Annotated in this window: 23 protein-coding genes; 22 read left to right on the top strand and 1 reads right to left on the bottom strand. The window is 61.2% G+C overall.

Going from position 1 to position 19,541, the window contains the following annotated elements:
• Window positions 1-87 precede the first annotated feature (87 nt).
• The 22 genes from PMI24_RS13890 to recX all read left to right on the top strand — a co-directional run bounded on the left by PMI24_RS13890 (window position 88) and on the right by recX (window position 18,086).
• On the top strand, window positions 88-2,196 hold the full coding sequence (locus PMI24_RS13890; protein ID WP_007954898.1) for a hypothetical protein: 2,109 nt from the start codon (window positions 88-90) through the stop codon (window positions 2,194-2,196).
• Window positions 2,183-3,418, top strand: coding sequence for a DNA circularization protein (locus PMI24_RS13895; RefSeq protein WP_007954900.1), 1,236 nt, complete (start codon window positions 2,183-2,185; stop codon window positions 3,416-3,418). Before PMI24_RS13890 ends, PMI24_RS13895 begins: the two co-directional genes overlap by 14 nt.
• 3 nt (window positions 3,419-3,421) lie before the next feature.
• Window positions 3,422-4,465, top strand: coding sequence for a phage baseplate assembly protein (locus PMI24_RS13900; RefSeq protein WP_007954902.1), 1,044 nt, complete (start codon window positions 3,422-3,424; stop codon window positions 4,463-4,465).
• Window positions 4,466-4,492: 27 nt separating this feature from the next.
• A complete protein-coding gene (locus tag PMI24_RS13905; RefSeq protein WP_007954905.1) occupies window positions 4,493-5,002 on the top strand; it encodes a phage baseplate assembly protein V in 510 nt (169 codons plus the stop codon).
• Window positions 5,002-5,400, top strand: a complete 399-nt coding sequence (locus tag PMI24_RS13910; protein WP_007954906.1) for a phage GP46 family protein — start codon at window positions 5,002-5,004, stop codon at window positions 5,398-5,400. Before PMI24_RS13905 ends, PMI24_RS13910 begins: the two co-directional genes overlap by 1 nt.
• Window positions 5,390-6,436 carry a baseplate J/gp47 family protein gene (locus PMI24_RS13915; RefSeq protein ID WP_007954907.1) on the top strand — a complete coding sequence of 349 codons (1,047 nt, stop codon included), beginning with the start codon at window positions 5,390-5,392 and terminating at the stop codon, window positions 6,434-6,436. The genes PMI24_RS13910 and PMI24_RS13915 overlap by 11 nt, the downstream gene beginning before the upstream one ends.
• Window positions 6,424-7,023, top strand: a complete 600-nt coding sequence (locus PMI24_RS13920; RefSeq protein ID WP_007954908.1) for a YmfQ family protein — start codon at window positions 6,424-6,426, stop codon at window positions 7,021-7,023. The genes PMI24_RS13915 and PMI24_RS13920 overlap by 13 nt, the downstream gene beginning before the upstream one ends.
• A gap of 11 nt (window positions 7,024-7,034) precedes the next feature.
• Entirely contained in the window at window positions 7,035-8,186 is a 1,152-nt protein-coding gene (locus PMI24_RS13925; protein ID WP_007954909.1) for a hypothetical protein, read from the top strand.
• Window positions 8,183-8,698, top strand: a complete 516-nt coding sequence (locus tag PMI24_RS13930) for a hypothetical protein (RefSeq protein WP_007954910.1) — start codon at window positions 8,183-8,185, stop codon at window positions 8,696-8,698. The genes PMI24_RS13925 and PMI24_RS13930 overlap by 4 nt, the downstream gene beginning before the upstream one ends.
• A gap of 127 nt (window positions 8,699-8,825) precedes the next feature.
• Window positions 8,826-9,923 (top strand): hypothetical protein, encoded by a 1,098-nt coding sequence (locus PMI24_RS13935; protein ID WP_007954912.1) that lies wholly within the window; start codon window positions 8,826-8,828, stop codon window positions 9,921-9,923.
• Between the two features lie 7 nt (window positions 9,924-9,930).
• Window positions 9,931-10,497, top strand: coding sequence for a tail fiber assembly protein (locus PMI24_RS13940; RefSeq protein WP_007954913.1), 567 nt, complete (start codon window positions 9,931-9,933; stop codon window positions 10,495-10,497).
• Between the two features lie 22 nt (window positions 10,498-10,519).
• Window positions 10,520-11,446, top strand: a complete 927-nt coding sequence (locus PMI24_RS13945; RefSeq protein ID WP_007954914.1) for a glycine-rich domain-containing protein — start codon at window positions 10,520-10,522, stop codon at window positions 11,444-11,446.
• Window positions 11,446-11,913 (top strand): phage tail assembly chaperone, encoded by a 468-nt coding sequence (locus PMI24_RS13950; RefSeq protein WP_007954915.1) that lies wholly within the window; start codon window positions 11,446-11,448, stop codon window positions 11,911-11,913. The genes PMI24_RS13945 and PMI24_RS13950 overlap by 1 nt, the downstream gene beginning before the upstream one ends.
• 41 nt (window positions 11,914-11,954) lie before the next feature.
• Window positions 11,955-12,842 (top strand): gp53-like domain-containing protein, encoded by an 888-nt coding sequence (locus PMI24_RS13955; RefSeq protein ID WP_007954916.1) that lies wholly within the window; start codon window positions 11,955-11,957, stop codon window positions 12,840-12,842.
• A complete protein-coding gene (locus PMI24_RS13960) occupies window positions 12,843-13,289 on the top strand; it encodes a phage tail assembly chaperone (RefSeq protein WP_007954917.1) in 447 nt (148 codons plus the stop codon).
• 18 nt (window positions 13,290-13,307) lie between these two features.
• Window positions 13,308-14,510 (top strand): carbohydrate binding domain-containing protein, encoded by a 1,203-nt coding sequence (locus PMI24_RS13965; protein ID WP_007954919.1) that lies wholly within the window; start codon window positions 13,308-13,310, stop codon window positions 14,508-14,510.
• An 11-nt stretch (window positions 14,511-14,521) separates the two neighbouring features.
• Window positions 14,522-14,764, top strand: coding sequence for a hypothetical protein (locus tag PMI24_RS13970; protein ID WP_007954923.1), 243 nt, complete (start codon window positions 14,522-14,524; stop codon window positions 14,762-14,764).
• A gap of 56 nt (window positions 14,765-14,820) precedes the next feature.
• Window positions 14,821-15,384, top strand: coding sequence for a glycoside hydrolase family 19 protein (locus PMI24_RS13975; RefSeq protein ID WP_007954927.1), 564 nt, complete (start codon window positions 14,821-14,823; stop codon window positions 15,382-15,384).
• On the top strand, window positions 15,366-15,896 hold the full coding sequence (locus PMI24_RS13980) for a lysis system i-spanin subunit Rz (protein WP_007954928.1): 531 nt from the start codon (window positions 15,366-15,368) through the stop codon (window positions 15,894-15,896). The genes PMI24_RS13975 and PMI24_RS13980 overlap by 19 nt, the downstream gene beginning before the upstream one ends.
• A gap of 68 nt (window positions 15,897-15,964) precedes the next feature.
• Window positions 15,965-16,465, top strand: coding sequence for a CinA family protein (locus PMI24_RS13985; RefSeq protein WP_007954929.1), 501 nt, complete (start codon window positions 15,965-15,967; stop codon window positions 16,463-16,465).
• Between the two features lie 83 nt (window positions 16,466-16,548).
• Entirely contained in the window at window positions 16,549-17,607 is a 1,059-nt protein-coding gene (gene recA, locus PMI24_RS13990; protein WP_003222269.1) for a recombinase RecA, read from the top strand.
• Window positions 17,608-17,615: 8 nt separating this feature from the next.
• Window positions 17,616-18,086: a recombination regulator RecX gene (gene recX, locus PMI24_RS13995; protein ID WP_007954930.1), complete on the top strand. Its 471-nt coding sequence runs from the start codon at window positions 17,616-17,618 to the stop codon at window positions 18,084-18,086.
• Window positions 18,087-18,166: 80 nt separating this feature from the next.
• Here recX and PMI24_RS14000 read toward each other — a convergent pair whose 3' ends face one another.
• The gene (locus PMI24_RS14000) at window positions 18,167-19,285 is read right to left on the bottom strand and encodes a TIGR00730 family Rossman fold protein (protein ID WP_007954931.1); all 1,119 of its coding nucleotides are present in this window, start codon (window positions 19,283-19,285) and stop codon (window positions 18,167-18,169) included.
• Window positions 19,286-19,541 lie beyond the last annotated feature (256 nt).

Genomic DNA, 19,541 nt, shown 5'->3' on the forward strand with positions numbered 1-19,541 from the left:
CGAACAGATGATGGCCAGGCCACTGGATGTGCTTCGCGAATCGCTGGAGCACGCGCAACGGATCAATGCGATGCAGCAGGTGCAGTGATGGCTAATACACAATTGAGCCTGATCCCGCAGAACTTCCCCGTCACGGTCAACATGCTCGTGGTGCTCAAGGGCGCCGAGAAAATGGAGGCCGAGATGAAGGGGCTGCGCGGCAAGGTCGCAGCATTCAAGAAAAGCATGGAAGACAGCGGCCTCGAGCCGCTGGACGTCGCCGGATTCATCTCCGAAGGTGGGCTGCTCAAGCCGTTCCAGGACGGCATCAAAAAGGCCATCGAAGCGCAGGATGCACTGGCGAAAAAAGCAAGGGCGAACAAGGGGCTGAAAGTCCCCAAGGTTGTCCACGGCGAAACCTCGGCCAACCTCGAGAAATTCAACGAGGCGCTGGACAAGATTTCGCTGAATATCGGTCAGGCGCTATTGCCGGCCGTCAACGGTATCGTCACGGCGCTGACGCCGGTGATCACCTCGATCGGCCAGTTCGTCGCGAACAACCCGTATCTCGTCGAAGGACTGGCGGCTGCGGCCGTGGCGTTCACGGTAGTGACGGTCGGTGCGATGGGGCTGGTTGCAGTGCTGGGGATCCTGACGTCACCGATCGGCCTGATCGCTGCGGCCATTGCTGCAGCGGTGGCAGTCATCGTGATTGGCGCGCGGCTGATTACCGACAACTGGGGAACGATCAGCGGATTCTTCAGCGAGACCTGGCAATCGCTCAGCGCTTCGACCCGTCGCGGTATCGACAAGGTTCAAAAAGGCTGGGACGAAATGGCATCGGGCGCGAAGCTGAAATTCGACTCGATGCAAGCCTCGGCCAAACAGAAGTGGGAAGAAATGAAGGCTGACGCCGTTGCCGGTGCCAGTCGTCTTGCAGAGGGTGCGACCGCGCGCCTGAATGCGTTCGGGGCGATGATGGGCGAGCTGTGGGATTCGGCTGGCGCTGTCGTCAAGGATTACTGGAACGACACCGTCGCAGGTAGCGTCGCCGGCCTGGAAGCACTGAAAGCCAATCTGTATACCTCGCCCAAGGCGAAACTCGCCGAGGTCTGGGGTGCGACGGCAACGGTATTCAGCGAATTCTGGGACAGCGCGGCAGCAAAAGCCGCGACTGGAATGGAAGCACTGAAGGCCAATCTGTACACCTCGCCCAAGGCGAAACTGGCCGAGGTCTGGGGTGCGACGGCAACGGTATTCGGTGAGTTCTGGGACAGCGCGGCAGCAAAGGCCGCGACTGGCATGGAAGCGCTGAAGGCCAATCTGTACGCCTCGCCGAAGGCGAAGCTGGCCGAAGTCTGGGATTCCACGCAAACGGTATTCAGCGGGTTCTGGAACCGTGCAGCTACCAGCGCGACCACCGGTTGGGCCACGCTCAAGGCAACGTTCGACGGCTCGCTGGCCGACAGATTTTCCGGCGTGTGGGGTTCGGCTCAGGGAATGTTCTCCGGTGTGCTGGACAACATGAGAGCAACGGCTTCAGCCGGTTGGGAACAAATGAAGTCGACGTTCTCCTGGTCGCCGTTCAGCCTGATTCAAAGCAACTGGCAACCGCTGGGCGAGGTGTTTTCTGCGCTCTGGGATGTGCTGCGGGCGAGTGCGCTGACGCTGAAAAGCGAGTTCCAGAACCTGTTCAACTTCTCGCCGATGGAATCGGCGGTGGCACAGTGGGACGGTTTGAAAGGCTACTTTTCCGGTTTGTGGGCATCGTTGACCACAGAGGCACTGGCGGTCGCGAACGCCTTCGGCACGCTGTTCAGCCAATCGCCGATGGAATCGATCAAGCAAGCCTGGGAGCCGATTCTCGGCTGGTTCAGCGAACTGTGGGCAAAACTGCAAAGTGTCGTCGCACCCATCCGGGAATTGCTCAATGGCAATCTTTCCGGCGTTGTGGCGACGATTACCGGACAGTCCCCGGCGGCTGCTTCCGCCTCGTCGGCAATGACCAGTTCTGTGCCGCAATCCTCCAGCGCCCTGATCCAGCAAAGCGCCGCCAACAACCGCACGCAACTCGAAGGCGGCCTGACGGTGCGCTTCGAAAATGCGCCGGCGGGGCTGCGCACCGATCAACCGCAAACCAATCAACCGGGGCTGGCGCTCAGTTCGCGCATCGGCTATCGCTCGCTCTCCATGGGAGGTTCCAATGAACTGGCGTGACCGTTTGTTGCCGGCATCCTTTCGCGGTGTCGGTTTCTGGATCGACCAGGCGAAAACCCCGGTCGGTCGCAAGGGGCAGTTGCACGAGTACCCGCAACGCGACCTGCCGTTTTTCGAGGACCTCGGCCAGCAGGCCAAGACCCACGATCTGACGGCGTTCATCATCGGTGCCGATTGCCTGGAGCAGCGCGACAAGCTGCTCCAGGCCCTGGAGCAGGGCAGCGGCGAACTGGTGCATCCGTGGCTCGGGCGCTTGCAGGTCAAGGTCGGCGAGTGCGACATGACTCATACCCGCCAGGACGGCGGGATGGTGACGTTCAGCCTGAAGTTCTACCCGGACCGACCGCTGCCGTTTCCGACGGCGACGGTCAGCACGCAAAAAGTCCTGCTGATCAAGGCCGACGGTTTGCTCGGTTCGGCGGTGGCGCGCTTCGAACAGGCGATGACCCTGATCAAGGCGGCGCGGATCGGCATCGCCAATCTGCGCAACAGCCTTACCGGTGTGTACGACGTGATCAAGGAGCAGCTCAAGCCGCTGATCGCGCAGTACAAGCAGATCACCGAGCTGGTCAGGGCCGTCAAGGAACTGCCCAAGGACGTGGCGGCGGAGTTCAAGGGGTTGCTCGGCGATATCAAGGAGCTGAAGGCATTCGCGAAGGAGGGCTACCGTGGCGTGATTGCCGACGTGTCCCAACAGATCGAAGCCATCCGCAAGGCCGATGCGCCGAAAATCACCACCGGCAAGGACACCAACGCCGCCGCGCAAGCGATGGCCAATCTGGTGCAGGACACCCTGATCGTCAAAGTGGCGCAATGGGTGGCCTCGATGCCGGTGGCGTCGACGCCGGTGAAGCTCAGCTCGACGCCCTCGCTGGACCAGCAGTCGAAGCAGCCGGTCAGCCGTCAGGAAGTGCCGGTCACGGATGATCTGCAAACGCTGCAAAAAGCGTTGAACGAAGTGCTGCAAATGGCTCAGGACAAGGCCGAACCCGGGCACTACCAGGCCATCGGCGATCTGAAGGAGGCGCTGAATGGGCACTTCAAGGCTGTGGCTTCGTCCGGTGTGCGACTGGTCAGCAAAACCTTCCAGGAAACCTTTCCGGCATTGGTCGTCGCCTACCAGCAGTTTGGCGACGCCACCCGGGTGACCGAGGTCATTCAGCGCAACGGTCTGTCTCATCCGGGGTACTTACCCAACGAAGTCAAGGTTTCCCGGGAGTGAGCCATGAACGAGACTGACAACCGCGTCACGCTGACCGTCAATAACATGGAATACGGCGGCTGGAAAAGCGTGCAGATCACCGCGGACCTGGAGCGCCAGTTCCGCACCTTCAAACTCGACATCACCTGGCAATGGCCGGGGCAGACCGTGGATCAGCGGATCAAGGCCGGCGACCCGTGCGAAGTACGGATCGGCAAGGATCTGGTGCTCACCGGTTATGTGTTCAAGGCCCCGATCAGCTATGACGGGCGGCAGATCAGCCTGAGCATCGAAGGCAGTTCCAAGACCCAGGATCTGGTCGATTGTGCGGCGCGAAACATTCCCGGCCAATGGCAGGAACAGCCGCTGTTGAACATCGTCCAGGCCCTGGCCGGGGAGTACACGCAGTTTGTGGTCAACGAAATTCCCGAGACCGCACGCCTGAGCAAACACACCATCGTTCCGGGTGAAACGGTGTTTCAGTCGATCGACCGTTTGCTCTCGCTGTACCGGGTGTTTTCCACCGATGACGCCGAAGGCAGGCTGGTGCTGGCCAAACCGGGCAGCGGCGGCCGCGCCAGCGATGCGCTGGAGCTGGGCAAGAACATTCTCTCGGCCAATGCGCCGATGGATCACAGCCAGGTGTTCTCCGAATACCGGGTGATCGGCCAGCAAAAGGGCAACGACAAGAAGAGCGGGGCAGCGGTCAGCGAGGTTGAATCCAGCGCGACCGACCTGAGCTTCAAGCGTCGGCGCACGACGATCATCAACGAAGGCTCGCAACTGACGTTCGAACTGGCCCAGCAACGGGCCCAGTGGGAAAGCGCCACGCGCATGGGGCGGGCGCTGACTACCACTTATCAGGTACAGGGCTGGCGCCAGTCCAACGGCGATCTGTGGCGCCACAACACGCTGGTGAAGGTCAAGGATCCGGTACTCGGTTTCGATGGCGACATGCTGATCTCCAAAGTGACGTATTCGCTGTCGGCGCAAGGCTCGGTGACCACGCTGCAAGTGGCACCGCCGCATACCTTCGACGCCAATCCGACCCCACCGAAAAAAGCCTGAGCCGGCACCTCCCTCCAAGGAAACCCTATGAGCCTACTGACACGCCTGCTGGCGCGCGGCACTGTCGTGCTCGCCAATTCGGCATCCAAGCTGCAATCGCTGCAAATGCGCCTCACCGCCGGTGAAGTGAACGACGACATGGAGCACTTCGAACCCTACGGTTTCACCAGCCACCCGCTGGCCGGTGCCGAAGGCGTCGTCACGTTTCTCGGCGGCGACCGTTCTCACGCCATCGCCCTGGTGGTCGCCGACCGCCGTTACCGCCTGCAATCGCTGGCGGCCGGCGAGGTGGCGATCTACACCGACGAGGGCGACAAAATTCACTTCAAGCGCGGGCGGATCATCGACATCGAAACCGCCACGCTCAACATCCGCGCCACCACCGCCGTGAACTTCGAGACGCCGGTGATCAACCAGACCGGCAAGATCGTTTCCAAAGGCGATCAAGTGGCCGGCGGCATCAGCCAGATCAAGCACGTGCATGTCGGCGTGCAGGCAGGCAGTGGCCAGACCGGCGCGCCGGCAGGAGGTCAGTGATGCTTTTCAGTCAGAACCTCCACGCCGCGCTGACCCGTGCGGTGCTGATCAGCCTGTTCACCTGGCGCCGCGCCGCCGACGACGATGCCCTCGACGACGAGGAGCGTTTCGGCTGGTGGGGCGACACCTTTCCCACCGTGGCCGACGATCGTATCGGCTCGCGGCTGTGGCTGCTGCGCCGGGTCAAGCTGACCCGCCAGACCCAGATGGACGCCGAGTTCTATGCCCGCGAAGCCTTGCAATGGCTGATCGACGACGGCCATTGCAGCGCCATCGACATCATCAGCGAACGCCTCGACGCCCAGCGCCTGAACCTGCGCACGGTCCTGACCCTGGCCGACGGCGAACGCCTGGACATCAACCCCGATAACAGTTGGCAGGTGATCTATGCCGTTTGAAACCCCTTCGCTGCCGGTGCTGATCAAGCGCACCCAAAGCGACCTGGCCGGCGATTCGCTGCGCCAGTCCGATGCGCAAGTCCTGGCCCGCACACTCGGCGGCGCCGCTTATGGTCTGTACGGCTACCTCGACTGGATTGCCGAGCAGATCCTGCCCGACACCGCCGACGAGTCGACCCTGGAACGCATCGCCGCGCTGCGCCTGAACCAGCCGCGCAAACCGGCGCAGGTCGCCACCGGCAACGTCAGCTTCAACGCGACGGCGGGCGCGGTGCTGGACGCCGATACGTTGCTGCAGGCGAGTGATGGCCGCACGTTCAAAGTCACTGCCGCGCGCACCACCGTCAATGGCGTCAACAGCACCAGCATCGCCGCGCTGGATGCCGGCAGTCTGGGTAACGCCGAGGCCGGGCTGGCGTTGACGCCGGTGCAGCCGATCGCCGGTGTGGTCAGCAACAGTTTTGTGGTGCTGGCGCCCGGACTGAACGGTGGCGTGGCACGTGAAAGCCTGGAGTCGTTGCGCTCGCGGGTGATCCGTTCCTATCGCGTGATCCCCCACGGCGGTTCCGCCAGCGACTATGAAACCTGGGCGCTGGAAGTGCCGGGCGTGACGCGGGCCTGGTGTCGGGGTGGCCTGCTCGGGCCGGGCACCGTGACGGTGTTCATCATGCGTGATGAAGATCCGCAACCGGTGCCCAACGACGAACAGTTGGCGGAAGTTCAGGACTACATCGAACCGCTGCGTCCGGTGACCGCGCAAGTGCAGGTGCAGCGACCGATTCAAGTGCCGGTGGTGTACCGCTTTAAGAGTGTCAACCCGGACACCACCGCTGTGCGCGCCGCCGTTGAAGCGCAATTGCGCGACCTGCACAACCGTGAAGCCGATCTGGGTGTGCCGTTGCTGATCAGCCATATCCGCGAAGCCATCAGCAGCGCCGGCGGTGAGTACGATCACACCTTGACCGCACCGGCCGCTGACGTGCCTGCCGGTCAAAGCGAACTGCTCACCTTCGGAGGTTGCGTATGGGGGGCATAAGATCCGCTGCGCAATATCAGGCGCAGCTTCGCGCACTGCTGCCCAGTGGCCCGGCATGGGATCCGGAGCGCGTGCCGGAGCTCGAGGAAGTGCTGGAAGGCGTCGCCGTCGAACTGGCGCGCCTCGACGCTCGCGCCGCCGACCTGCTCAACGAGATGGACCCGGCCGGCGTCAGCGAACTGGTGCCGGACTGGGAACAGGTGATGAACCTGCCCGACCCGTGCCTCGGCGCCACGCCGCTGTTCGACGACCGTCGCCTCGCGGTGCGCCGCCGCTTGCTGGCGGTCGGCAGCCAGGCCGTCGGTTATTACCTGGAAATCGCCAAAAGCCAAGGTTACCCCAACGCCACCATCACTGAACTCGAAGCTCCGCGCATGGGCCGTTCGCGTTTCGGCGCGGCGCACTGGGGCACCTGGGAAGCGCAGTTCATGTGGACACTCAACACCGGCGGCCGGCTGTTGCTCGGACGGCGCTTCGGCGCGAGTTACTGGGGCGAACGCTTCGGCGTGAATCCGGGCTCGGCGCTGGAATGCCTGATCCACCGGGCGGCACCGGCGCATACCAAGGTGCACATCAATTATGACTAGGGAATAACGCAATGGATTATCCGAAGAGTGTCCCCAGCGCCGGTCTGGTGAACGGGAAATTTATCGATGAAAACCCGCTGACCGGGACGCCGGGATCGCTGATCCCCGCTGACTGGGGCAACGGCGTCACGCAAGAAATCATCAATGTGATCAAGGCCGGGGATCTGACCCCGGACGAGAAGAAATACGATCAGTTGCTCCAGGCGATTCAGAGCGTTTCGGCCAAGGGCTGGAATCAGGATCTGGCGTTGCCTTTGGCAGCGTTGCCGTTGCCAACGGTTGCCACGACGGATGCGCGGATGCCGATTACGCCGGCGGCCGCATCGACCAGTGGCGGGCGAGTGTCGGTGCCGGCGGGTGTTTACGTCAGCATCGGTCAGGAAGTGCTGGCGGGGCAGTTGGGACGTTCGCGTACGTTCACCACTCAGGCCTGGAGCAGCGCCGATCTGCTGCCGAGTTCGGGTTACTTTCTGCGGGCCCAGGTGGTGGGTGGTGCGCTGACGTTCTACATGCAGCGCGGGACGATCTACGACGCTGCTCCGGAGGGCCTGAAGGGAACCGTGAACGGTGCGGCAGGTGGTGGTTTTCAGTCCACGCCGCTGGACATCTGTCTGGCGTGGGTGGTGACCGCAGGACCTGGATCGGTGCCGATTGTCAGGCCGATCTACAACCGTAACCGGTTGTCCTGGACTCAGGTGGTCAATGGCAATGGCGTGGTCTATCTGCCGCTCGACGCTCATGCGCGAACAGCGCGTCTGGTGGTCGGTAATCCGACCCCACACCCGACGGCTATCACTGGTGTGTCGTTTGCACCGGGCGGCTGGCTGGGAGGGAATTACTGTTTCCTCAATCCGACTATCAGTACGTCCAATAATTGGGACGGTTGGGGAACGGCAGGCGCATCGGTGGGAATCTTCACCAGTAACGTCGTCAACGACACCACGCTTTCAACGTTGACGGCCGGTTTCGATCACTCGGAACTGCGTTCGCTGTGGCAGGTATATCAAGCCGAGCACACCTGGAACGCAGGGAATGCCGCCAGTGACGAATTGCTATTCGGGATGGGGATCAAAAGCTTTTCTCAAACCGATTATTCGAACGGTATCGCAGTCAATTTCACGGCGGCGGTGAATGTGCATTTGTCTTGGGAGTTGATCCGATGAACATCATTCAGGAACTGCATCAGTTCGAAGACGGCTTGCGTCCGGTACCACCTTCTGCGGCCCATGACTGGGACGGTGAGCAATGGCTTGCCAGCGCTGACAAAGCCGCGTTACTGGAACAGCAGGAAACCGAACGCCTTTGCGCCAATGTCGATACCGCCGCCGACAGCGCGCGCACCGCACTGGCCGGCGATCCGCTCAAAGCCCTGGAATACGCCCAGGCTGCCATCGACGCGCAGGCGTTTCAGGACGCCGGTTATCCAAAAAAGGAAGTGCCGCTGTCCGTCGCTGCTTGGGTCGCCAAGGGCCGTTCGGCGAAGCAGTCCGCCGAGCAGATTCTCGACAAGGCCGCCCAGCTCAGCGACAGCCTGCTGACCCTGCGCACCTTGCGCCTGAAAGCCAAGAACCAGATTCGCACTTGCGCGAGCAAAGGCCAGATGGATCAGGCCCGAGCTGCCGCCGATGAGGCGCTGCAGGCCATTCGTGAACTGACCGCCAACCCGGCCTCGTAACCGCAATCGCATCACCCAAGCCCACTTCGTTGTGGGCTTTTTATTTTCAGGAACAGAAACGTTTGCCTCGTGGCGAAAGCTTGCGCGCGGCCACGTTTCATTTGTCATTACAGAGGAACGAGCACCCATGGATTACCCAAAAAGTGTCCCCAGCGTCGGACTGGTCGATGGCCGCTTCGTCGATGAAAACCCGGTGGCGGGAACGCCCGGGTCGTTGATTCCGGCGGTGTGGGGCAACAGCGTTACACAAGAGATTCTCAACGTGATTGCCGGCGCCGGGCTGACAGCCACCGAGGCCGATACCGGTCAGTTGCTCAAAGCCATTCAATCGATTGTCGGCAATGGCAGTCCGATGCGTTCGGTGGTCACCGGGCTGGCGGCTTCCAAGGCGCTGACGGCGCAAGAACTGGGACTGGTCTTGATCGACAGCAGCCCCGCGTCCATGACGGTGACATTGCCACCGGCCGGCGTTGCGCTGGGTGTGCGCGATGTGATCGTGCGCCGTGTGGACAACAGCGGTAATCGGCTCGTTGTCCAGACGTCCGACACCGACAGGATTCGTTTTCACACGCACCTTTCCGCCAGTGGGTATCCCTTCCTGGTACTGATGGGCAACGGTGACTGGTGGCATCTGCGCAGTGACGGAGCAGGTAGCTGGTGGCCGGTCGGTCGCTGTGACAACAGCGCTTTGGGCCGGCCGTTTTTTGAAACCACCACGACCCTCAATCCGGGAGGCTACGGCGTTCCGAACGGTGATCTTTTCAAGCGCTCCGAATGGCCCTGGCTATGGGATTTCGCTCGCACATCCGGGGCATTGACGACCGAAGCGGCCCGAGCGGGCATGGAGGGCGGCTGGACCAGTGGTGACGGCGCCACGAACTTCCGGATTCCCGAGATTCGCGGCGAGTTTCTGCGGGTACTCAGTGAAGGCAGAAACATCGATCCCGGGCGAACGGCCGGTAGCCTGCAATCGCACTCCTTGCAGAGCCACAACCACTATCTGCCGACGGGCACGGGAGCCAACTACAAACCGGCCCCGGGGATTCCGGATGGCGTCTGGGACGTAGGCACCAACGTCAACTTTTCACCGACCACCACAACCGTGGCGACAACCTATCCCAACCCCGCATTCGACTCCGATACGTACATCGGCAACATCGGCAACTTTTCGAGCGAAACCCGACCGCGAAACATCGCCTTTCCTGCGCGTATCAAACTGATCTGAGGTGCACATGTTCAATTACCTGATAGACGACAGCGGTGCGCTGACCGGGCCTGTGGAGTTTCCGCTCGTGCCGGGGATCGGCCTGCAACTGCCGAGCAATGCCGTCACGCTGAACCTCGAACTCTCCCCGGCCCCCGAGGGCTTCGCCTGGGCCTATGACAACGGATCCCTGCAACAGCGGGTCGATTGTCGCGGCGATGTTTTTCGCACCGATACAGGACAGCGGGAAACCTGGACTGCGCTGGGCGAATTGCCGCAAGGGTTCACCCGCCTGCCTTGGCCGGGTGGCTTTCACGCGTGGGTCGATAACGCCTGGCAGCTCGATGAGGCAGCACAACTGGCAGATCACAAACGCCTCGCACTTGTTCGACGTGATGCCCTGCTGCGCGACGCTGTCCTGCGCATCGCTCCCCTGCAATACGCCGAAGACATCGGCGACGCCAGCCACGAAGAGCAACTGCAATTGCTCGAATGGAAGCTCTACAGCGTGGAGCTGAATCGCATCGAACAACAGGTCGGTTTCCCCGGCGAAGTCACTTGGCCGGCTGTGCCCGGCGCAACCGTAACCAACTGATCGCAGCACAGGGAACCGTGCAATGGATTATCCAAACAGCATCCCCGGCGTCGGCCTGGTCAACGGCGGTTTTGTCGATGAAAACCCGGTTGCCGGCACGCCGGGTTCATTGATCCCCGCCGCCTGGGGCAACAGTGTCACGCAAGAAATTCTCAACGCCATCAAGGCCGCCGGATTGACGCCGGACGAGAGCAAAACCAATCAGTTGGCAACGGCCATTGGCGCCCTGGTCGACTTCACCAAACTGAAGAACACCCCGACCACGCTGGCGGGCTACGGCATCACCGATGCGGTGGGGCGCCTGTTGGCGGTCAGGCAGATCGAGACGGTCGGGATCACGGTTTACAAGCCGAACCCGAGAGCCAAACGGATTCGCGTGCGGTTAGTCGGGGCGGGTGGTTCGGGTGGTGGATGCGCGCCGATCCCGGCGACCAATCTGGGGATTGGCGGTGGTGGCGGGTCGGGCGCTTACGGGGAAAGTCTGTATGACGTCACGCCGGAAATGCTGGCCGGTGTTCCGGTCACCCTGGGCGCCGGTGGTGCCCCACGTAACGCGATTGGCCAAGCGGGTGGCGGCGCTTCTTTCGGTTCCTACCTGAGTGTTTCGGGTGGCATAGGCGGGCAGTCGATTACCGTCCCGACGTCCACAACGACGACCGGCTTTGTAAACGGCGGTCCGGGCGGGCAAGTCGTTACGGGCGGCAACCTCTGTAGCGCTCGGGGCATCCCCGGCACCTTTGCGATGTACAACGCCGGCTGGGGAGTGGTCGCTGGGGGCGGGGGACCCAGCCCGTTTGATGGTGGTGCTCCGCTGGTAGGCGTGAATGGCAATGGTACCGCCGGTGTTCGCGGCTCGGGAGGCAGCGGTTCCTGCTCGACCAATGCTTCTGCATCGGTCGTGAGCGGCGTTGGCGGCAACGCCTTCTGTGAAATCTGGGAGTACGAGTAATGGCCCGTTATGCACGCATTGAAAACGGTGTCGCGGTCGAAGTGATCGACACCGGTGACTACGCGATCGACCAACTGTTCGCGCCTGCATTTGTCGCGGCGATGGTGCAGGTGCCCGAAGGTGTCGACGTCGAAATCGGTGCGCCGATGGCTGAGGCGGCTTCTGTTATCGCGCCTTCGCGCGCACCGCAAAGTCCCGTTGTCGCCAAGGCCCTTGTAGTCGAGGACAACGAGCCTCCGGCAGCAGAGCGCACCTGGCGTCAGTCGGCTCTCTCGGCCACCGAATGGCTGGTCACCCGCCACCGCGATGAGCAGGAGTTGGGGCGCGGCACAACGCTCAAGGCCCAGCACTATCTGGAGCTGCTTGAGTACCGCCAGGCATTGCGCGACTGGCCGGGTGCCGGCGCATTTCCGTCATCCGTTTCACGGCCCTCGGCACCGCAGTGGTTGGTCGGCCAGATTGGCTGAGGCCCTCACGCAACCCATGTATTCAGATAAGGAGATAAATCGTGGACTACCCCAATAGTGTTCCCAGCGCAGGTCTGGTGAACGGACAGTTCGTCGATGAAGACCCGCTCAAAGGCTCGCCGGGCTCATTGATCCCGGCGAGCTGGGGCAATGGCGTCACCCAGGAGATTCTCGGCGTTGTCCGTGCGGGCGGGCTGACGCCGAGTGAGGCGTCAAATACTCAACTGCTGGGCGCCCTTCGCAGTTCCCAACTGTTCCAGACCGCTGCGCCATTCGACGTCAGCCGTTCGGCGGCGACGTCCGAGTTCGTCCAGCGCGCACTGGGCAACCATGCCGGGGCTCGTGGCGTTTCTGCAGCGACACAACTGACGGCCGCCGATGTGGGATGGGCAATCGGCCTGGGCGGCAATACGGCCTACACCGTGACCTTGCCGGACATCCAGGGCTTGCCCAACGGTTCGACAATCAGCTTTCACTGTCGCAGCAACGCAGTGGTCACCATTGCCTGCGTGGGCAGTACGCAAATAAGTCCGCAAGGCGCTTATTTAAGCTCGATCGTGATGAACAGTGGTGAGAGCGCCGACGTTGTCAAAGAAAACGGTGTCTGGACGGTGCATGGCACGGCCAGTCTGAAATATGCCCCGCTGTTTTCCGGTCTGGTGGCCAATCCCGGTTATCAAAAGCATCTCAGTGGGAATATTGATCAGTGGGGTTCGGGCATGTCGAATGCCGAAGGGAATGTATTCGTGACATTCCCGCTCGCATTCCCGAGGGGGTACTTCTCGCTGGTGGCTACCCATTCAGGAGGCGATGCGGCGATGGTCGCGGTCATCGCATACAACTCGCTAGGTTGTACGCTGAGAATTCGAAATGCGGCCGGGCAAGTGAGTGCAGGTTGGTCTGTTAACTATTTCGCCAAGGGATATTGAATGAATACCTTCAATATTTTGTTCAGCGCCAGCACCCGGGGCGCTTATGTACCGGGTATCAACTCGACGGATATTCCCGACGACGTTATCGAAATTCCCCAAGGCTACTGGATCTCGCTACTGCAACAATTGGCGGTCACTCCCAAAATGATTGGCGTGAGTGCCGAAAACGGCTATCCGATTCTGGTAGATCCCCCGTCGCCCTCGCAGGATGAAGTCGCTGAAATCGAACGTTCCTGGCGCACGGCACAACTGGCTGCAACCGATGGCTTGGTGGCGCGTGATCGCGATGAGCTGGAGGACGGCGGCGGCACCACGCTGACCACCGAGCAATATGCCGTACTGCAAACCTATCGGCGCGAGTTGCGCGACTGGCCCCAGGCCTCGTTTTTCCCGTTCAGCGAGCATCGGCCGGTAGCGCCGCGCTGGTTGGCCTCGGCGCTTTAGCGGATCAAGGAAACTGAAATGGATTATCCGAAAAGCGTTCCCGGCTCAGGCCTTGAGAATGGCAAGTTCGTCGATGAAGACCCTATCGCCGGAAAACCGGGATCGTTGATCCCGGCCCGTTGGGGCAACAGTGTGACCCAGGAAATTCTCAACGCGATCACGGCCGCCGGCCTGACGCCGGATGAGGAGCAGACCGATCAACTGGCACAGGCCATTCGGCAACTGGCGAAGCCCGATCCGCTGCAGCAGTTTCCTGTGCAGGTGTATCGCAAGAATCTGTTGATCAATGGCGGATTCAATATCTGGCAACGCGGCACGACCAATCAGGCGCCGAATATCGGTGGGTATGTGGCGGATCGCTTCCGGTGCGACTGGAACGGCAACGCCGGTATCAGCATTTCGCGTCAGGACTTTGCCCTCGGTCAAACCGAGGTCACGGGGGAGCCCGCTTATTTCCTGCGCTGGCAGCAGGCCACCGCAGGCACCGGAGCAACGGTGCATAAAGTCTCCCAGAGCATCGAATCGGTCAGGACCCTGGCCGGGCGAACGGCGACGGTCAGCTTCTGGGCGCGATCCGATGCGACGCGTCCGTTGCGAGTCACGATTGCCCAGCAGTTCGGGACGGGCGGTTCGGAAGGTGTGGTGAAGGTTGTCGACGTCTTTCAACTGACTACTTCGTGGAAGAAATACAGCGCAACGTTTCAGGTACCAACCATCGCCGGGAAAATGCTGGGTGTGAATGACTTCCTGACTTTGTCGTTCGATCTGCCGCTCAACGTGTTGCAGACCGTCGATCTGGCACAGATGCAATTGGAGGAGGGGCCGGTTGCAACACCGTTTGAATACCGTCCCTTGGCCGAAGAGTTGACTCTCTGTCAGCGCTACTTCGAAAAATCTTTTGTAAATCGTCTGCCGGTCCGTTCGAACAACGGTCCAGGAACCTGTATCGCCACCTTTTCCCAAGTGGCGCCAGCCAATTCCGGCCAGTATGGAATGTGTATCGACATGCAGGTGCCCAAGCGCGTACAGCCTACGGTCGTGACGTATTGCCCGGGTGAGGCGAGCAATCAAGTCTGGCATTCATCGCTGGCGAAGGCCTGCACAGGAACCATCCTGCAAAGTGTGAGCGAGCGAGGGTTTGCGCTTGCCACCGTGACGCCCGTAGGCAGCCTTCCCGGGCAGGCCTTGCAGGTCGATTGGACCGCGGACGCGGAAATCTAGGAGGAAAGTCCATGAGTTATCAGCTCACATCGTCCGGCGTTCTGCGCCAGAGTGATTCAGCGTTTATTCCACAGGATCCCAACAATCGTGACTGGCGCGAGTATCAGGAGTGGCTGTTGTCCGGGGGACAGGTACTGCCACTGGACCCGCCGCTCGAGAGTGCGACGGCCAATCAAGGCATGCTGGGTCTGTTCAAGCGAATGATTCAGGTCTCCCCGGACAGCACTCTGAAAACTGAGGCAAACAATGGCTGATCAGCTTTGGTCGCCAACCGTGATTCAATCGGCGCATCCAGGGAGGACCGAGCATTATGCAAATCACTGAAGACAACCTACTCAACATCATGCCCAACGCCCGCCGCCAAGCGGGCGTTTTTGTTTCTGCACTCAACGATGCCATGGCTCGCCATCGCATCGACACACCTAAACGCGTGGCTGCGTTTCTCGCCCAGATCGGACACGAATCGGGGCAATTGCAGTACGTGCGTGAACTGGGCAACAACCAATACCTGAGCAAGTACGACACCGGTACGCTGGCCTTGCGATTGGGCAACACGCCGGAGGCCGATGGCGACGGGCAGAAGTATCGCGGGCGCGGGCTGATCCAGATTACCGGCCGCGCCAACTATCGCCAGTGCAGCCTCGGGCTGTTCGGTGACGAGCGCTTGCTGGCGCTGCCGGAACTGCTGGAACAACCGCAATGGGCGGCCGAGTCCGCCGCATGGTTCTGGGCGCAGAACGGCCTGAACGCGCTGGCGGATCAGGATCAGTTCAACAGCATTACCCGGCGGATCAACGGCGGGTTGAATGGCTTGCAGGATCGCCTGGAACTCTGGGGGCGGGCGAGGGCGGTGCTATGCCTGCCTTCGGTCTGAGCGTCTGGCGGCTGATCGGCCTGATGCTGCTGGCCGCAGGCTCGGCGGCGCTGGCGTGGCAGTTTCAGGACTGGCGCTACGGCCGCCAACTGGCCGAACAGGCGCGGTTGCACGCCGAAACCCTCAATCAACTGACCCTGACGGCCGCCACCGCGCAACAGGCCGAACAGGACAAGCGTCTGGCCCTGGAGCAACGGCTCACGGCCAGTGAACAAACCCATTACCGAGCACTGAACGATGCCCAACGTGATCAGGATCGCCTGCGCGATCGCCTTGCCACTGCTGATCTGCGCCTGTCAGTCCTCATCGACGCAGGCGACGCTGCCCAAGGCTGCGGTGTGCCAGCCGCCTCCGGCACCGGCGGCGTGGATCATGCAGCCGTACGCGCCCGACTTGACCCGGCGCATGCTCGACGAATTGTCGCCATCACCGGCGAAGGCGACCGTGGACTGATCGCCTTGCAGGCCTGTCAGGCCTATATCAGAGCGCTGGCGCCTGCACATTTTGAATAAGCTTGTGTATTGAAAGCGCAACCGGCTCGTGTACGGTGGTACCCATTCCATCCGATCCGGAGCGCACCGTGAAAGAAATCACTCAACTGGCGGCCGAACTTGGCCGACGTCTGCAATTGCTCAATGCCCACGTCACTACGGCCGAGTCGTGTACCGGTGGCGGGATTGCCGAAGCCATCACCCGCATTCCGGGGAGTTCGGCATGGTTCGAGGCGGGTTACGTGACCTATTCCAACCGCCAGAAAACCCAGCAGCTGAATGTACCGACGGAGCTGTTCGGCACCGTCGGCGCGGTCAGTCGCGATGTGGTCGAGGCCATGGTGCGCGGCGCCCAGGAAAAAAGCCTGGCGCGGTTTGCCGTGGCGGTCAGCGGCGTGGCCGGGCCGGACGGTGGTTCGCCGAATAAACCGGTGGGCACCGTCTGGCTGGCGTGGGGCGTGGGCGACCAGGTTTTCTGCGAGGTCCAGCACTTCCCCGGTAACCGCGACGAAGTCCGCCGACAAACGGTGAAGGCCGCGCTAGAGGGGCTGCTGCGACTAGCGGCACGAGAAATCGAAAATCAGGGGTAGGCGATCCGTGAACGCTGTGGAATAATACTGGCTACTTATACAGGTGTTGGCCGTCAGGCCTTATTGATTACGTGAGGACTTTAATGGACGACAACAAGAAGAAAGCCTTGGCTGCGGCCCTGGGTCAGATCGAACGTCAATTCGGCAAGGGTGCCGTAATGCGTATGGGCGATCAGGACCGTCAGGCGATCCCGGCCATTTCCACCGGCTCTCTGGGTCTGGACATCGCACTCGGCATCGGCGGCCTGCCAAAAGGTCGTATCGTTGAAATCTACGGTCCTGAATCTTCCGGTAAAACCACACTGACGCTGTCCGTGATCGCCCAGGCTCAAAAAGCCGGTGCGACCTGCGCCTTCGTCGACGCCGAACACGCCCTCGATCCTGAGTACGCCGGCAAGCTGGGCGTCAACGTTGACGACCTGCTGGTTTCCCAGCCGGACACCGGCGAACAGGCCCTGGAAATCACCGACATGCTGGTGCGCTCCAACGCCGTTGACGTGATCATCGTCGACTCCGTGGCCGCTCTGGTGCCAAAGGCTGAAATCGAAGGCGAAATGGGTGACATGCACGTGGGCCTGCAAGCCCGTCTGATGTCCCAGGCGCTGCGTAAAATCACCGGTAACATCAAGAACGCCAACTGCCTGGTGATCTTCATCAACCAGATCCGCATGAAGATCGGCGTGATGTTCGGCAGCCCGGAAACCACCACCGGTGGTAACGCGCTGAAGTTCTACGCCTCGGTTCGTCTCGACATCCGCCGTACTGGCGCGGTGAAGGAAGGCGACGAAGTGGTCGGCAGCGAAACCCGCGTCAAGGTTGTGAAGAACAAGGTGGCTTCGCCGTTTCGTCAGGCCGAGTTCCAGATTCTCTACGGCAAGGGTATCTACCTGAACGGCGAGATGATCGACCTGGGCGTACTGCACGGTTTCGTCGAGAAGTCCGGCGCCTGGTATGCCTACGAAGGCACCAAGATCGGTCAGGGCAAGGCCAACTCGGCCAAGTTCCTGGCGGACAACCCGGAAGTCGCGGCCAAGCTCGAGAAGCAACTGCGTGACAAACTGCTGTCGCCAGCAGTGATCGCCGACTCCAAGGCTTCTGCGGTCAAAGAGACCGAAGACGACCTGGCTGACGCGGACATCTGATTGCACCGATGACAACCGCCGTACTCGATACCCTCGTCGCGGTGCGGCGAACCGCCATGGACCTGCTCGCACGCCGCGAGCATGGTCGAGTCGAGCTGACGCGCAAACTGCGTCAGCGTGGCGCTCCCCCCGAGATGATCGAAACAGCCCTCGACCGTCTGACGGAAGAAGGGCTGCTTTCCGAAGCCCGCTATCTTGAAAGCTTTGTCTCCTATCGCGCCCGCTCCGGTTACGGCCCACTGCGGATTCGCGAAGAACTGAGCCAGCGCGGTTTGCAACGCGCCGATATCGAACTCGCCTTGCGCGAGAGCGGTATCAACTGGCAGGAGCAGCTAACGGAAACGTGGCAACGGAAGTTCTCCGGACAGCTTCCCGGCGATGCCAAGGAACGCGCCAGACAAGGTCGATTCCTGGCGTACCGGGGATTCTCGATGGAGATGATCAACCGCTTGTTCAGCGGCAGAGGGATGGACGATTAAATCGCTCCAGCTTCAGCTCAGCTTCATCTAAAAAATAAAAACGGCCCGCTATTTCGATAGCGGGCCGTTTTTTTTTGCCTTCACGTTACCTTCGACGGTTCGCGGGTGCGTTGCGCGGTTTGGGGTTTTGACTGGGCCCAGTTTTCCGGCAGGTTGATGTAGTCCACCAGCTCCCGCAGACGCCCGTGATCCCGGGCATTGAAGGCGAATGCCAGACGCGTCAGGTGGCTGAATTGGGCCTCGTCGTGTTCTTCGCCGGCGTAGGCGTGTTGATGGAACTGGTCGCTCAGGCACAGATCGGCAAAGGCTTCCTGCATATGGTCCAGGGCCTGGTCGCTCAATTTGTGGTTCATGCGAATGACAAACTGGCGCTTGAGCCAGCGGCTGGAGTGGAAGTTGCCGTAGAACTGGTTGATCTGCTCCACCGCCTCTTCAACGTTGTAGACCAGGCGAATCAGCTTCAGGTCGGTCGGCAGGATGTAGCGGTTTTCCTCCAGTTGCTGGCGGATGAAGTCCAGCGCGCCTTGCCAGAACGTCCCGCCCGGTGCGTCCAGCAGAACCACCGGCACCAGCGGGCTTTTGCCGGTCTGGATCAGCGTGAGCACTTCCAGTGCTTCATCCAGAGTGCCGAACCCTCCTGGGCACAAGACCAGCGCATCGGCTTCCTTGACGAAGAACAGCTTGCGGGTGAAGAAGAAATGGAACGGCAGCAGGTTGTTGGTGCCGTCCACGGTGGGGTTGGCATGTTGTTCGAAGGGCAGGGTGATGTTGAACCCGAGGCTGTGATCGCGACCGGCCCCTTCATGAGCCGCGGCCATGATTCCGCCGCCGGCACCGGTGATGACCATCATGTTCGAGCGGGCAAGCGAGGCTCCGAGTTCCCGAGCCATGGCGTAAAGGGGATGTTCGACCGGGGTGCGAGCCGAACCGAAAACCGTGACCTTGCGTCGCCCCTTGAACTGTTCAAGCGTGCGAAACGCCTGCTCCAGTTCGCGCAGGGCTTGCAGGGTGATCTTGGCGTTCCAGCGGTTGTGGTCTTCCTGGGCCATGCGCAGCACGGTTAGGATCATGTCGCGGTAGATGGGGGAATTCGGGCTGTTGGGTGACACCAGGTTGAGTTGTTCTTCGACCTTGCTGATGAGGTCGTGGCCGCTTTCCTGAAAATGACGGCTGAGCAGGTCATTCGGTTGGTAAGGCATGCAACTTCTCCTTCTGCACAGAGCTTTCGGCCCTGACGTGCGGCGTCAGTGCCGCGCTGCAAGAAAACAAACGTCCGGCAGCTCCTTTCCTGCCGTTAATAAAATGATCGGGAATACGTTGAATCTAGACCCTCAAAGCATTTTTCGCTCATTGAGCATTGCGCCGCAAAGTCTTTCCTGGCAACTGCTTATTGCCGTTTTGCGAAGTGTTTTCACCGCTCGTCCGATGCTGCGTCGAGGGCTGAATGCTCTGATT

The sequence above is a fragment of the Pseudomonas sp. GM25 genome, from assembly GCF_000282255.1.
GTDB lineage: Bacteria > Pseudomonadota > Gammaproteobacteria > Pseudomonadales > Pseudomonadaceae > Aquipseudomonas > Aquipseudomonas aphyarum.